The 12,797-nt window shown below is 61.9% G+C and carries 16 protein-coding genes; 7 read left to right on the top strand and 9 right to left on the bottom strand.

Annotation, left to right across the window (positions count from 1 at the left end):
* Positions 1–32: 32 nt before the first annotated feature.
* The 6 genes from AC4CWH_RS11770 (at position 33) to AC4CWH_RS11745 (ending at position 4,734) form a co-directional block, all read left to right on the top strand.
* Positions 33–854, top strand: coding sequence for an efflux RND transporter periplasmic adaptor subunit (locus AC4CWH_RS11770; RefSeq protein ID WP_491318886.1), 822 nt, complete (start codon positions 33–35; stop codon positions 852–854).
* On the top strand, positions 851–1,594 hold the full coding sequence (locus tag AC4CWH_RS11765; protein ID WP_491318885.1) for an ABC transporter ATP-binding protein: 744 nt from the start codon (positions 851–853) through the stop codon (positions 1,592–1,594). Before AC4CWH_RS11770 ends, AC4CWH_RS11765 begins: the two co-directional genes overlap by 4 nt.
* A complete protein-coding gene (locus AC4CWH_RS11760) occupies positions 1,591–2,733 on the top strand; it encodes an ABC transporter permease (RefSeq protein ID WP_491318884.1) in 1,143 nt (380 codons plus the stop codon). Before AC4CWH_RS11765 ends, AC4CWH_RS11760 begins: the two co-directional genes overlap by 4 nt.
* A 5-nt stretch (positions 2,734–2,738) precedes the next feature.
* Entirely contained in the window at positions 2,739–3,932 is a 1,194-nt protein-coding gene (locus AC4CWH_RS11755; protein ID WP_491318883.1) for an ABC transporter permease, read from the top strand.
* 134 nt (positions 3,933–4,066) lie between these two features.
* Entirely contained in the window at positions 4,067–4,444 is a 378-nt protein-coding gene (locus AC4CWH_RS11750; RefSeq protein WP_491318882.1) for a type II toxin-antitoxin system RelE/ParE family toxin, read from the top strand.
* Complete coding sequence (locus AC4CWH_RS11745; RefSeq protein ID WP_491318881.1) at positions 4,441–4,734, top strand: helix-turn-helix domain-containing protein; 294 nt, start codon at positions 4,441–4,443, stop codon at positions 4,732–4,734. Before AC4CWH_RS11750 ends, AC4CWH_RS11745 begins: the two co-directional genes overlap by 4 nt.
* A 163-nt stretch (positions 4,735–4,897) precedes the next feature.
* Here the strand turns inward: AC4CWH_RS11745 and AC4CWH_RS11740 are convergent, their stop codons facing one another.
* The 5 genes from AC4CWH_RS11740 to AC4CWH_RS11720 all read right to left on the bottom strand — a co-directional run bounded on the left by AC4CWH_RS11740 (position 4,898) and on the right by AC4CWH_RS11720 (position 7,423).
* Positions 4,898–5,278 carry a DUF6481 family protein gene (locus AC4CWH_RS11740; RefSeq protein WP_491282203.1) on the bottom strand — a complete coding sequence of 127 codons (381 nt, stop codon included), beginning with the start codon at positions 5,276–5,278 and terminating at the stop codon, positions 4,898–4,900.
* A 36-nt stretch (positions 5,279–5,314) separates the two neighbouring features.
* Entirely contained in the window at positions 5,315–5,536 is a 222-nt protein-coding gene (locus AC4CWH_RS11735) for a hypothetical protein (RefSeq protein WP_491282202.1), read from the bottom strand.
* 179 nt (positions 5,537–5,715) lie between these two features.
* Positions 5,716–5,925 (bottom strand): cold-shock protein, encoded by a 210-nt coding sequence (locus tag AC4CWH_RS11730; RefSeq protein ID WP_491282201.1) that lies wholly within the window; start codon positions 5,923–5,925, stop codon positions 5,716–5,718.
* A gap of 261 nt (positions 5,926–6,186) precedes the next feature.
* Positions 6,187–6,918, bottom strand: coding sequence for a COG3904 family protein (locus tag AC4CWH_RS11725; protein WP_491318880.1), 732 nt, complete (start codon positions 6,916–6,918; stop codon positions 6,187–6,189).
* A gap of 151 nt (positions 6,919–7,069) precedes the next feature.
* On the bottom strand, positions 7,070–7,423 hold the full coding sequence (locus AC4CWH_RS11720; RefSeq protein ID WP_491282199.1) for a hypothetical protein: 354 nt from the start codon (positions 7,421–7,423) through the stop codon (positions 7,070–7,072).
* Between the two features lie 840 nt (positions 7,424–8,263).
* Here AC4CWH_RS11720 and AC4CWH_RS11715 point away from each other — a divergent pair.
* Positions 8,264–9,289: a LacI family DNA-binding transcriptional regulator gene (locus AC4CWH_RS11715; protein ID WP_491282198.1), complete on the top strand. Its 1,026-nt coding sequence runs from the start codon at positions 8,264–8,266 to the stop codon at positions 9,287–9,289.
* Positions 9,290–9,388: 99 nt separating this feature from the next.
* Here AC4CWH_RS11715 and AC4CWH_RS11710 read toward each other — a convergent pair whose 3' ends face one another.
* From AC4CWH_RS11710 to cysD, 4 genes are all read right to left on the bottom strand, one after another.
* Positions 9,389–9,718, bottom strand: a complete 330-nt coding sequence (locus AC4CWH_RS11710) for a helix-turn-helix domain-containing protein (protein ID WP_491282197.1) — start codon at positions 9,716–9,718, stop codon at positions 9,389–9,391.
* Positions 9,708–10,079, bottom strand: coding sequence for a type II toxin-antitoxin system RelE/ParE family toxin (locus AC4CWH_RS11705; protein WP_491318879.1), 372 nt, complete (start codon positions 10,077–10,079; stop codon positions 9,708–9,710). The genes AC4CWH_RS11710 and AC4CWH_RS11705 overlap by 11 nt, the downstream gene beginning before the upstream one ends.
* 213 nt (positions 10,080–10,292) lie before the next feature.
* Positions 10,293–11,783, bottom strand: a complete 1,491-nt coding sequence (cysN, locus tag AC4CWH_RS11700; RefSeq protein WP_491318878.1) for a sulfate adenylyltransferase subunit CysN — start codon at positions 11,781–11,783, stop codon at positions 10,293–10,295.
* On the bottom strand, positions 11,783–12,739 hold the full coding sequence (gene cysD / locus AC4CWH_RS11695) for a sulfate adenylyltransferase subunit CysD (protein ID WP_491318877.1): 957 nt from the start codon (positions 12,737–12,739) through the stop codon (positions 11,783–11,785). The genes cysN and cysD overlap by 1 nt, the downstream gene beginning before the upstream one ends.
* Between the last annotated feature and the right edge of the window lie 58 nt (positions 12,740–12,797).

Below are 12,797 nucleotides of genomic sequence, written 5' to 3'. Positions count from 1 at the left end.
ATAAAACGCCGGCGCCGGCTCCGCAGAAGCCTGTGGCGGTTACCCCGCCAGCCATCGCGGCGCGCGAAATCACCGGGTCCGGTTTTGTCATTGCCCCTCAGAAGACGGCGGTGTTTTCCAAATATGAGGGTGAGGTTCTGCGTGTTGCAGTCTCCCCCGGCGATGTCGTGACGGCCGGTCAGGTGCTTGTCGTGCTCGACGATGCCAGCGCCCGTTTCGCGCTCGAACAGGCCGTTTCCGACAAGTCGAAGGCCGAGTTGCAGCGGCAGGCGCGCGAGATCGATCGTGTGCAGGCCGCCGCATCCCTTGCCCGGATAAAGGCGCTCGCCATCCGAGATGCCGCATCCCGCCAGACGCTGGAGGAGGCAGAGACGGCGCTGCTTCAGGCTGACAACGCCGTGGCGCAGGCGCGCCAATCGGTGGATAGCGCCGATCTTGCCATCCGTATCGCGCAGGAGAAAGTCGATGCGCTCACCGTCCGCGCGCCCTTTGCCGGCACTGTCACGCGGCTTGAGGCGCATGTGGGAGACAGCGTGCTGGCCCGCGTAGACAGCGTGCGCGAAAGCCAGAGCCTTCTGACCCTCACCGATACCGCGCATCTGGTGATCGATGCCGATGTCGCCGAAAGCCAGATCGCGATGCTTCGGGCAGGTCTTGCCGGGGAGGCGGTGCTGGATGGCTTTCCCGATCATGCCTTTGCCGTCACCGTCACCCGTCTGGCGCCTGCCGCTTCCGCTGAAAAGGGCACGATTTCGCTGCGTCTTTCGCTCCGCGACCCACCTGAGGGCATCCGGCCGAACATGGCCGCCCGCATTCGCCTTTTCCTCGATCCCACCGGAGACCGCCTGCCATGAGCACCGCCGAGACCATGCCCACCCCATTGGCAAAGACGCCGCTACCAGACGAGCCCTACATCGCGCTTGAAAACCTGCGCAAAGCCTATCGCATCGGCGGCCAGACGATCCCGATCTTTTCCGGTCTCGACCTTGCCATTCCCCGCGGTGATTTCGTCGCCATCATGGGGCCCTCGGGGTCTGGAAAATCCACGCTTCTCAACATGCTCGCTGGCATAGACCGGGCCGATGGTGGCACGCTTCGCATCGGCAACAGCCGCCTTGACCAGATGGGGGAGGGCGCGCGGGCCGCCTGGCGGGCGCATCACATGGGCATCGTTTTTCAGTTCTACAATCTCCTGCCTATGCTGACGGCGGCCGAAAATGTCGAACTGCCGCTGCTTCTAAAACCGCTGTCGGCGCGCGAACGGCGGGCGCGGGTCGCAAAAGTGCTCGATCTCGTTGGCCTTGCCGGACGGGAAAAACAGATGCCGGGCCTGATGTCCGGCGGCCAGCAGCAACGCGTCGGCATTGCCCGCGCCATCGTGTCCGATCCGGATCTTCTGCTCTGCGACGAGCCGACCGGCGATCTCGACCGCGCGTCTGCCGATGCGGTGCTCGACATGCTGCGCTTTCTCAACACCGAGATGAACAAGACCATCGTGATGGTGACGCATGATCCGCAGGCCGCCCTTCAGGCGCGCCGCACGCTGCATCTCGACAAGGGACAGTTTCTGGAAGAAATGAGGGCTGCCGGATGACCCTGTTTGGCCTTGCCCGCCGCAATGCCTGGCGAAAACCCCTGCGCACCGTGCTGCTCATCGTCTGCGTGGCCGTTGCCTTCCTGATCCATGGACTGACCGCAAGTTTTCTCGCCGGCTCACAAGGCGCGTCTGCCGCCAGCGAGGATATTTTGGGCGTGATGAGTGCCGGCGGCCGCGGCCAATCCCTGCCAATGGCGGCGCGGGTGCGGCTGGCTGGCGACCCCGATATCGCAGCCATTGCACCCCTCGTTCGCCTGCGCGGTTTTGTCGGCACGGAAAAGAACGTCCTTGCCGTCAGTGCTGTCGATCCCGCCCTGATGATGGAGGTCAATGGCAAGAGCCTTGGGCTTACGCCAGCGCTGGTGGCGGCCATGGGCACGGCGCGCGATACGCTGCTTGTCGGGCGCGCCCTTGCCGATGCGCAAGGGTTTAAGGTTGGCCAGTCGGTCACCGTCAGCGCCTTTGCCATGGCGCGGCAGGAGGGAGGGCGCGACTGGCGTTTTACCATTGCCGGCATTTTCGAGGGCGAAAACGCCTCCACCGACACCTATTTCAGCATGGCCCGCCTCGACTATGTCGATGCCGCCCGCGCAAAAGGCCGCGATACCGTGGATGCCTTTGTCGTTCGCCCAAAAGCCGGCGCTGACGCGGCACGCCTTGCCGCGCGCATCGATGCGTTGTTTCAAAACTCCGCCTCGCCAACGCGCACCCAGTCGGAAAAGCAGTTTCTCGAAGCGTTTTTGCGCCAATATGCCGATGTCGGCCTGATCGTGAACCTCGTCGTCGGGGCGGCCTTCGTCACGCTGATGCTGATCGTCGTCAACACCATGATGTTTGCCGTGCGCGAACGCCGCTTCGAGATCGGTGTGTTGAAAACGCTCGGCTTTTCGCAAACGGCGATCCTGGCACTGATCCTTGCCGAAACGCTGTTCGTGCTGGCTTTCGGTGGCGCGGCGGGGCTTGCGCTCGCAAAACTGCTGACGTTTCTGGCCGGCCCAGAGCTTGGCCTTGTCATGACGCCGCTGATCGTGTTGCGGGCGCTTTTGCTCATCGTGCTCCTCGGCCTTCTGACGGGCGCGCTGCCGGCCTTCAATGCGCTGAAAACCCCCATTGTCCAAGCCTTCAGAACGAGGTGACACCCATGTCTTTCCGACAATCGCGCGTGATGATCCGCGCTGCCCTCACAAGCCTTCCCCGTCGCCTTGCGCTTTCCGCCTCCATGGCGCTTTCGGTGGCGCTGGTCGTGTCGACGCTTGCAGGCTTTCTCGCCATGGCGCGCGGGTTTGAGCTGGCACTGGCCGGCGCCGGTTCGCCGCTGGTGGCGGTCGTTCTCGGCGGCGGCACCAACCAGGAAAGCGGTTCCGCCATTCCCCCCGGCACCGTTCACGCGCTCTCGGCTCTGCCCGCCGATGCGGGTCTTGCACGGGATGTGGCCGGCCATCTTCTGATGTCGCGCGAAATCGTCGTGCCGGTCGATCTGGCAGACGCTAAGGGCGGGGTGTCCCGAACGCTTGCGCTGCGCGGCATGGATGCGGCCGGTGCCGTCCTCCGCGACAGCGTGATGCTCACGCAAGGGCGTCTGTTTGCAGGGGGTGCGCGCGATATCGTCATCGGCGCGCGCATCGCCCGTGAATTTAACCTGCATGTCGGAGATGTGCTGCGGCTCGGGCCGGTGGACTGGACGGTTGTCGGCGAATTTGCAGCCGGCGGCAGCGCGTTTGAATCCGAGCTATGGGCAGATCTGGAGACGGTGCGCGCCACCTTCGACCGGCAGGGGGAGGTCCAGAGCGTCAAGCTGCGCCTCACCGATCCGGCAGACCTCGCCGAGCTTCGCGAAAACCTTGCAAAAATGACGGAAACGCCGCTCACCGCTGTCAGCGAGGCCGAACTTTATGCCGGTCAATCGGGCCGCACGGCGGGCCTCATCCGCCTGTTCGGCTGGCCGCTCGCCTGCCTGATGGCCATAGGTGCCACGGCCGGTGCGCTGAATACAATGATGAGTTCGGTCTCCGACAGAACCGTGGAGATTGCAACGGTCCGCGCCCTCGGCTTCAGCCGGTTTTCCGCCTTCCTCGCCACCTGGGTGGAAGCGGTGATGCTGGCCGCCATCGGTACCGTTCTAGGCCTTGTCCTCTCGCGCCTTGCCTTCAACGGCTGGCAGGCGAGCACGATCGGCGCCAACAATGCCCGCATGTCGTTTGATCTTGCGGTGACGCCGGATGTGATGGTCTGGGCAGGCCTGCTCGGCCTTCTCATCGGCCTTATCGGTGGCGCCTTGCCGGCACTCGCCGCTACACGCTTGCCGCTGACGGCAGCGTTGCGGGCAAGGGGTTAACAGTGTGGCACAGTTTCATTGTTCGGTAGAGGGTATAGATTGCAGCGCCTGATTGCGTTTGTGGTTGCCCCGCACCCAGTCACGCGACAGGTATCGCTTGCACAAATGGCCCTTATACGGTACAGGAAGATTGAATGAAGCGGATCGTTGCGCGGTTCTTCATGACCGACGAGGGAGCCGAGCCTGTCAAGGACTGGCTAAGGTCACTCGACAAGGCAGACCGGCACGTGATTGGCGTCGATATCGCCACCGTGGAACTGGGATGGCCTGTGGGAATGCCGACGTGTCGGCCGATCCGCGACGGCGTTTTCGAAGTGCGCTCGACCATCAAGGCAGGGCGTGTGGAAGCCCGCACCTATTTCGGCATCGGCAATGGCGTGATGCTGCTGCTTCATGGCGAGGAAGGTAAAAACGGCCAGCAGGAGGCGATCAGCCGTGCCGCAAAGCGCTGGAAAGACCATCTTGAGCGTTCGAAGCGACAGAAGAAAATTAAGAAGAGGAATAAGACATGAGCGACCTGCAGCCGTCGGTGGGCGGGTGCCTTGACGATTTCCTCAAGGAGATCGGTGAGGGGGAGGAAATCTATGGCGAGGCCATCAAGCGTGTTCTGGCCTGGCAGTTTGAGGAGGCGCGCAAGGCGCATTCGATCAGCAAGTCGGACATGGCTGCGCGAATGGGCACGAGCCGGACGCAGGTGAAACGCGTGCTCGATCCCCGCAATGTCGCCGTTTCACTGGAGACGCTGGATCGGGCCGCCCGTTCGATCGGCAAGAAACTGAAAGTCGAACTGGTGGACGCCTGAACGGGCCACCCGGCCTATCTCGACAGAAATGTTTTTCGCCCTTCGGTCAACGCCGGAAGGCGGGGCGGGACCGGTGGAGTTCACCGGGGCCGCCGGGTTCTGGGCATAGCCGAGGGGGCCGCGCCAGTATTTGGGGCGGATCCCGTTGCGGCCTTGCATTCTATCAGCGCTGGCGCGCCTTGCGGTTGGCGTAGCGGCGGTCGCGTTCTGCCTTGCGAGCGGCTTCGTCTTCGATGACGCGGCTGACGCGGTTCTTGTTGGCGGCGTCGCGGGCATCGGCTTCTGCGGTTTCGGCAGCGGCAATGGCGGCCGCGCGCTCGGCTTCTTCCGCTTCGATGCGGTTCTTTTCCTCAAGCTTGACCTGCTCGCGTTCGGCGCGGCGCGCATCGCGGGCCTCGGCAATGGCAAGACGCTCGGCCTGCTTGGCTTCCCGGTTCGGTTCCGCGGCCTGCATGGCAGCACGGTAGGCTGCAAGCTGGGCGGCCTTTGCCTCGGCGGCAGTGCCGCGACGCTCGGAAATCTCGTTGTTTCGAATATTTTTCAAATCTCTGTCCCGTTTGAAGATAGTGTAGCGATGAAGTCAGGGTTTCTTAGCGCGTTTTGATGACGGGCTTGCAGGCTTCAGGCTTTCCTGAAGATCTCGCTGAAGGCGCGCTTCCCGCAGCCGCGCCGTCTTGTCGTCGCGGGCTTTTGTGATGGAGTCCAGTTCTTCCACCGCATGCGCATTGGCAAAAAACTGCGTCTGCGTGGCACCGAAGGCCTTTTCGGCCTGCTGGCGGGATTTGCTGTAAGTCTCTGTCATGATGTTCCCTTCCCGGGAAGGGCCGGCGCATGCACGCGGGCCGTGAGCATCCAGGAGAACGGCCGGGCTATGCGGCCGCGGCAATAAAAAAGGCCAGGCAATTTTTGCCTGACCTCGCTTGGTACACGTGCTTTCGACAGTGCCAGTACATCCGTGGTCAAGGGAAAGCAGATACCGAATTAAGCAGCCTGAAGATTGCAGGCCGACATCTTGCCCGACTTCGAGTCGCGCTCGAGGTCGTAGGAAACCTTCTGGCCTTCGACGATTTCGCGCATTCCGGCGCGTTCGACGGCCGAGATGTGAACGAAGGCGTCAGCGCCGCCGTTGTCAGGCTGAATGAAGCCGAAGCCCTTGGTGGAATTAAACCATTTTACGGTGCCAGTGGTCATGATGAACCCTTTCTTAGCAATACGTGAGGAACCACGAAGCAGATGCCTCGCGGATGGTGATAACGATTGTTTTGAAAGGAAAGGTTCGTTCAGGGCGCGGTGCTAATCGCGCGGTAACCAAAGCTCAGCAAGCAAAATATCGATGACCCATACCTAAGGGCTGGCGGCTTCCTTGTCAATTTTTATTTTCGCGATTTCGGAAATGCCTCTCCCGAGACCGGGCCGATCCGCATGCAGAAGGATAACGATATCAGGCCTTTATCAGCGCAGTGTCGGCCTTTCGGGAAAGGGTGCGCCGGCCATTGGCGCGCGGTGGATGTCCACGGCGAGGCGAAGGGACCGGGCCTTTTCCGGGGTAAGCCTCGCCAGGCTTTCCTCGGGCTTAGCGCCTGTGGCGTCCTGCGCGGCAAACGAGATCGCTTCTGCGGGCAGGCGCAGGCGGGCAAGGTATTGGCGCACGCGGCCTATGCCGCGTTCGCTCAGCACCCTGCGCCCGTCCGTCTCCAGGCGATAGGAGGCGTGAAAGACGATGAGCGAGTCGGCTGACATGATGCGGGGGGTACCGGCAAGCCAGATGAGCGCGCAGGCGGAGGCGCAAAGCGATGAGGGCGCGACGCTGGTGGCAAACCGCTTGGCGGCAATCTGCGCGCCAATGGCAAGCGCCGGTTCCAGCTCGCCGCCGGGGCTTGTCAGCCGCACCGTGGCGCCGGGATAGTGCCGGGCGACGGCCGAAAACCGCTGCGCGTCACCGGCAACGATCTGGCCGCTGACCGTGATCAGGCCGAAGCCGGGGGTGATCTCGATGCCGGTGATCTCTGCCGCAAATGCCTGTAGGGGCATGACAAGGCAGGCGGCAGTTGTGAGGGCGCTTGTGAGCGCCCGAAGCTTTCGCAGGAAAGAAGAGGAGGGCGGGGCGGTGCGATCGCGCATGGTCGCATCGGGCATGTCAGGCGTGGCGCCGGCTGGCAAAATGCATGCGGATATGCGGCCCATAAGCGTCTCCGGCGGCCCGCAACGCTTTTCTCAAAAGGCCGTCTTTCATCCAGCATCCCGGAGTTGAGGGCTTTTTCGTGACATACATCCCATGGCAAGTGCTGCAGCAGGCACACCCGGTGGCGCGTGCGGCGCCACCGGGCGAAAAACATTATTCGGCGGTCAGAAGCTCGGTGCAGTAGCTCGGGCCGTTGGCGCCGGGCCGGTCTGCGGTGACGGTGATCGACTGGATGCGGTAGTCCTGATCGGTGACGATCTGCGCGCTGCAGTTGACGCGCATCGAGCGGCCGTCTTTCGTCTTGATGCGCTGGAAGCCGCCGCGCCAGTTATAGGTGGTCTGCGAACCGGAGGTGACATCGCTATAAGGCGGCGCAAACCGCGCAAAAAACACGCCGGCCGACTGGCCTTTCCATCGTGCCTCGATCGGCGAGGGCGGCGAAGCCGTCGTGGCGCAACCGGACAGCACGCCGGCAAGTGCGGCAGCAGCAATCAAGCGGTAGTTCATCTCTGGTAAACCCTTCTCATCTCTCGTGAAACGGCATTCTCGCAAGCCGTCTTCAAACGCAATTCGGCTTGGCGGAGCACGCGCCGTGGCGCACGGACAAGGCCCATGTGCCTGAAGAGGCGCACTAGCAGATTTGCGGGGGTATCCGCGAGAGGGCGCTGCGTGCGCCATGAAAATAAACCGCTGCTTTTACTTTTTTGTCACGTGGTGCCGCATTATTGTCGCGCAATGGCACGCTCGAGCCAGGCCGTTTCACAGTGAGGCAATGTCCTGTGGAGGCTGTGCCATAACGGCTGAATTGCTGCTGACCACTTATTGCGTCGTGGAACCTTTGCGGTTATATTTCATTCCTGTGACGGTGTCGTGTGGAGGCGTGCCGTCGCGGAGGAGGAAAGATGATGATGAAACTTTACCACTCGCCCTATGTTCTGTCGCTCAACATCTCGATGCTGATGTGGGCGGTCATTCTATGGTCGGTGTACCGTCTGGTCTTCTGACCGCCGGTTTTCTATCGATGCTTATGTTCCCGTGGTGCAGGTTGTATCAACATATTCAAGCGATACACAGGCATCACGGTTACGTAATTTAAGAATTACATAAACATCTGTTTTTCGTTGTCAACAAGTTCTTCTGCCGCTCCTGTTTTTTCTTGCCGAGCGCCGTTGCTTATTTCAGGCTTCCGGAGATACTGGTTGCAATCATCTAGGGTTGCGACGCGGAGCTGGAAAAACAACGCATGTCCGAAAAACTCCGTCCATCCATCAGTTTCCCGTCCGTGCCTCGCATGGCGGACAAAGTGCTGCCGGCGCCACTGGCAGAAGGGTCGAGGGAGACAGGGTTTTGAGGCGGGGGCGCAGCGAGCGCACGACATTGATGGATGTGGCGGCGCGTGCCGGCGTCAGTGCCATCACCGTGTCGCGAGTGCTGCGGGAGCCGGAAAAGGTCTCTCCCAATCTTCGCCAGCGCGTTCTCGATCTCATCGACGACATGGGTTATGTGCCCGATCAGGCAGCGCGGGCGCTGGCCAGCCGTCACAATTCCACCTTCGGTGTCCTGGTGCCCTCGCTCACCAACCGCGCCTTCCTCAGTTTCATGCAAGGCGTGGAGGAGCGGGTGCGCGACAGCACATTCCGCATCCAATATGCCAATACGCACAATTCCGTGGAGGAGGAAAAGCGCCAGGTTCGGTTGCTGATGTCGCAGAACACGGCGGGCATCGTGCTCGGCGGCCTTGAAGGGCTGGACGAGATCAGCGACCTGATCCGTCGCGCCAATTGCACGGTCATTCAGGTGGTCGATGTCGGCATCGAGACGGCGGGGGCAGCCATTGCGGTCGATCATGCGGCCGCCGCCGAGGCTGCCACCCGCCATCTGCTGGCCTGCGGTTATCGAACCATCGCCCTTCTTGGCGGCACGCCCGACGAACGCGGACGCCGGCGCACGGAGGGGTATGCGCGCGTGCTGCAGGAAGCCGGGCTTTACGATCCCGATCTCATCCACCACGAAAATGCCACCACCACCACCCAGATGGGCTGCCGCCTGCTGCGCCGGGCCTTGAAGGTTCGCCCCGGCATCGATGCGGCCTTCTGCCAGAACGACGATCTGGCGCTTGGCGTGCTGTTTGAGGCGCAGCGGCTGGGGAAATCCGTGCCGGACGAATTTGGCATCTGCGGTTATAACGATCTCGATTTCGCCGCCGTGATGAACCCGCCGCTCACCACCGTGCGCACGCCGCTCTTCGAAATGGGCTACCGCGCCGGCGACCTCCTGATCCGCAGCGCCGAGGGCAACGCCATCGAACGCCAGACCATCAAGCTCGGTTTCGAACTGATCGAACGCCGCACCACGCGCAAGCGCGAGGGGTGATTTTGGACGAAGCCGGACTGGCACATCGCCGGCACGCGCAGGATCCAAAATAATGGACTGGGCCGCACCTGCCATCCATGTGTGCGCGCGGCCTTGGGGTTAGGCGTACTGCTTCACATCGATCTCAGGATCGAAGTCGACCCGTTTCGCCCTGCCGTCCGGCATCTTCAAGACAAGCTCGACGCCGCCTCCAATGGAATGCATGTAGCGGATGACCGAGGACAGCAGGACATCGTCAGCGCTCTCGATCTTCGAGACGGTGTTCTGTGTCATCGCGGCGCCCGTGGCAACGTCCTGCTGTGTGGCGTTCATCGCCTTGCGCACTTCGGCCAGAGCCTTGCCCAGGCGGCGCGTTTCGCGCTTTTCGTCGAGGCGTGAACGAACGTCTTGCGGGAGTTCGGCGCGCAGCGTCTTCCAGTCATTGTCCATGTTCTCTATCCTTCAGCCACGAACTGAAACGGGGATCAGCCTTGCTGATCAGCTGCTTGTAAAAGAGCGTCTGGTTCTTGCCCTGTTTGTCGCCGCCGCACAGGATAATCGCAGCCTGGTCGGGGTCGAAGGCAAAGGCGAAACGCCACACCTGCTTTGCGAATGTCACCCGGATTTCCTTCATATTGGCGTGCGCGGAACCCGAAAGTGTATCCACCTCAGGCCGTTTGAGGAACGGGCCATCATCTTCAAGGTGGTCCAGAACCTCGCCAACACGTTCTTTCAATCCGATGTCCAGCACCTTCCATTCCGGGACGAAATCGGAATGGAACTTCACGACATAGGACATCGTCTTCTTCAAAAAATATATCCTAAAAGATATAAAGTCAAGCTGACAGGTGCAGGATCGCCTGCGCACTCATAGGTGGAGTTCTCACAATGTCACGTTATCGTAACCTTCGCCACCTCATTGCAGACCATTCCAACTTCGCACCCCATCCTCCCCAGCAAGTGCGCAGCAAAAAGCCGGCCAAGGCATCGCGCCGGCCGGCTCATCTTTTCAAGTCCCAAAAGCCTATTCGATTTCGCCAAGAAGATCGGCGGCGCGGGCGGCGCTGATGCGGCGCAGGTCAACCTCGTCGCGGCGGGCGGCGAAGGTCTCGCTGGCCATCAGTTCGTCGGCCAGATCTGCCGGAAGCGACATCAGCACGCGCTGGCCGTCGCGGTGAATGCCGCCCAGGTCGGTGCGCTTGGCCGTCACCATGCCGCCGGCCACCGTGTTGTTGGTATCGGGGTCGATGATGATGAAGGCACCGGTTCCGCGGTTCTGTTCGTAGGGGTCGAACACGGCCACTTCGTCAAAGGTCAGATGCACCTTGCCGATGGCGTTCATCGAGAGCGTTTCGTGGTGCGGTTTCCACTTGCCGGAGGAAAGCTCCAGCTGGGAGGTGGGCGTGATCGTCACGCGCTGGCGCCGCGCGCCACTTTTCAGCCAGTAGCGCTTGGCAGGCTCGATGCCGCCCGGCTGCAGCGCCACCAGATGCGCATCGAAGTTGAGGCCGGTCATCGGCTGGCCGTCCATGGAAACGATCATGTCGCCGCGCGACACGTCCACCTGCCGATCAAGGACGAGCGTGATGGCATCGCCCGCAACAGCCGCGTTGCGCACAAGGTCGAAGGTGACAATCTGCTTGACGTTTGCGACCATGCCAGACGGCAGGATGGTGACGCTGTCGCCGGGCTTGATCGAGCCGCCGGCAACCGTGCCCTGATACCCGCGAAAGCTTTCGCCGGGGCGCGAGACACGCTGTACCGGCAGGCGGAAACCGCCGGCCTGGGCGGAGCGGGTGGTGGCAAGCTCCAGCGTTTCGACAAGGCTCGGGCCTTCGTACCACGGCATGGCGGCGCGTCCGTCATAAACGACGTTTTCGCCCTTCAGCGCCGACATCGGGATGGCAGTGACCTGACGCACGCCAAGAGACAGCGCCAGCTCCTTGAAATCATGGCTGATCTTTTCAAAGATCGCCTTGTCGTAGGAGACGAGGTCGATCTTGTTGACGGCAAGCACGAACTGCTTGATGCCCATCAGCGAGGCGATGGTGGCATGGCGGCGTGTCTGTTCGAGAAGGCCGGCACGGGCATCGACGAGCAGGATGGCAAGATCCGCCGTCGAGGCGCCGGTTGCCATATTGCGGGTATATTGCTCATGGCCGGGTGTGTCGGCCACGATAAAGGAACGCCGGTCGGTGGCGAAATAACGATAGGCGACATCGATGGTGATGCCCTGTTCGCGCTCGGCCTGCAGCCCATCCAGCAGCAGCGCGAAATCGGGCAGGCCGAGATCGTTCTGGCTGCCGCTGTCACGGCGCAACGTCGCGGCCTGATCTTCCTTCACTGCCTTCGTGTCCCACAGCAGGCGCCCGATCAGGGTGGACTTGCCGTCATCGACGGAGCCGCAGGTGATGAGGCGCAGCGGGCGGCTGTCGCGCACGGCCTTTACCGGTTCGGCAAACGGAACGACATTGCTGGCCACCGTCTCGGCCGTTTTGGTGTTCTGAGCGGTCATCAGAAATATCCTTCGCGCTTCTTTTTTTCCATCGAGCCGGACTGGTCGCGGTCGATGGCGCGGCCCTGGCGTTCGGAGACGGTTGCGATTTCGAGTTCGGCGATCACCTCGTCCAGCGTCGTTGCCGTGGAGCGGATGGCGCCGGTCAGGGGGAAGCAGCCCAGTGTGCGGAAGCGGATCATGCCCTGCTGCACGGTTTCGCCGGGCAGGAGTTCAAGACGCGGATCTTCGGCCAGGATCATCATGCCGTCGCGTTCCACGTAAGGGCGTTCCGCTGCGTAATAGAGCGGCACCAGCGGAATGTTTTCCGCCTGGATGTAGCGCCAGATATCGACTTCCGTCCAGTTGGAGAGGGGGAAGGCGCGCACGCTTTCGCCCTTGCGGATCATGCCGTTATAGATGTTCCACAGTTCCGGGCGCTGGTTGCGCGGGTCCCAGCGGTGTTCGGGTGTGCGGAAGGAATAGATGCGCTCCTTGGCGCGGCTTGCCTCCTCGTCACGGCGCGCGCCGCCAAAGGCTGCGTCGTATCCGCCGGCATCCAGCGCCTGTCGCAGCGCTTCCGTCTTCATGATGTCGGTGTAAAGCGCAGAGCCATGGCTGAACGGGGTGACGCCTTCGCTTTTTCCGCGCGGGTTGGTGTAGGTCACGAGGTCGAGATCGTATTTTTCCGCCATCAGGTCGCGAAACGCGATCATCTCGGCAAATTTCCAGCCGGTATCGATATGCAAAAGCGGGAAGGGTACGCGCCCCGGAAAGAACGCCTTTCGCGCCAGATGCAGCAGCACGGAGGAATCCTTGCCGATGGAATAGAGCATCACCGGCTTGTCGAATTCGGCCGCCACTTCGCGAAAAATGTGGATCGCTTCGTTTTCCAGCGCCTTCAGATGCGGATCGAGCGGCGGCTTGGCGACCTGGTCCTTGGAATGCGGATCGTATTCGGAGGTGTGGATATGCATCTTGTCTTTCCTGGGGTTTTTCGCCCGGTCTTGTTTTTGATGTGCCGCTGTTTGCCAC

This window comes from Neorhizobium sp. PAMB6716, assembly GCF_058242805.1.
Note: the sequence above shows the minus strand (reverse complement) of the source record. Positions and strands in the feature narration are given on the sequence as shown.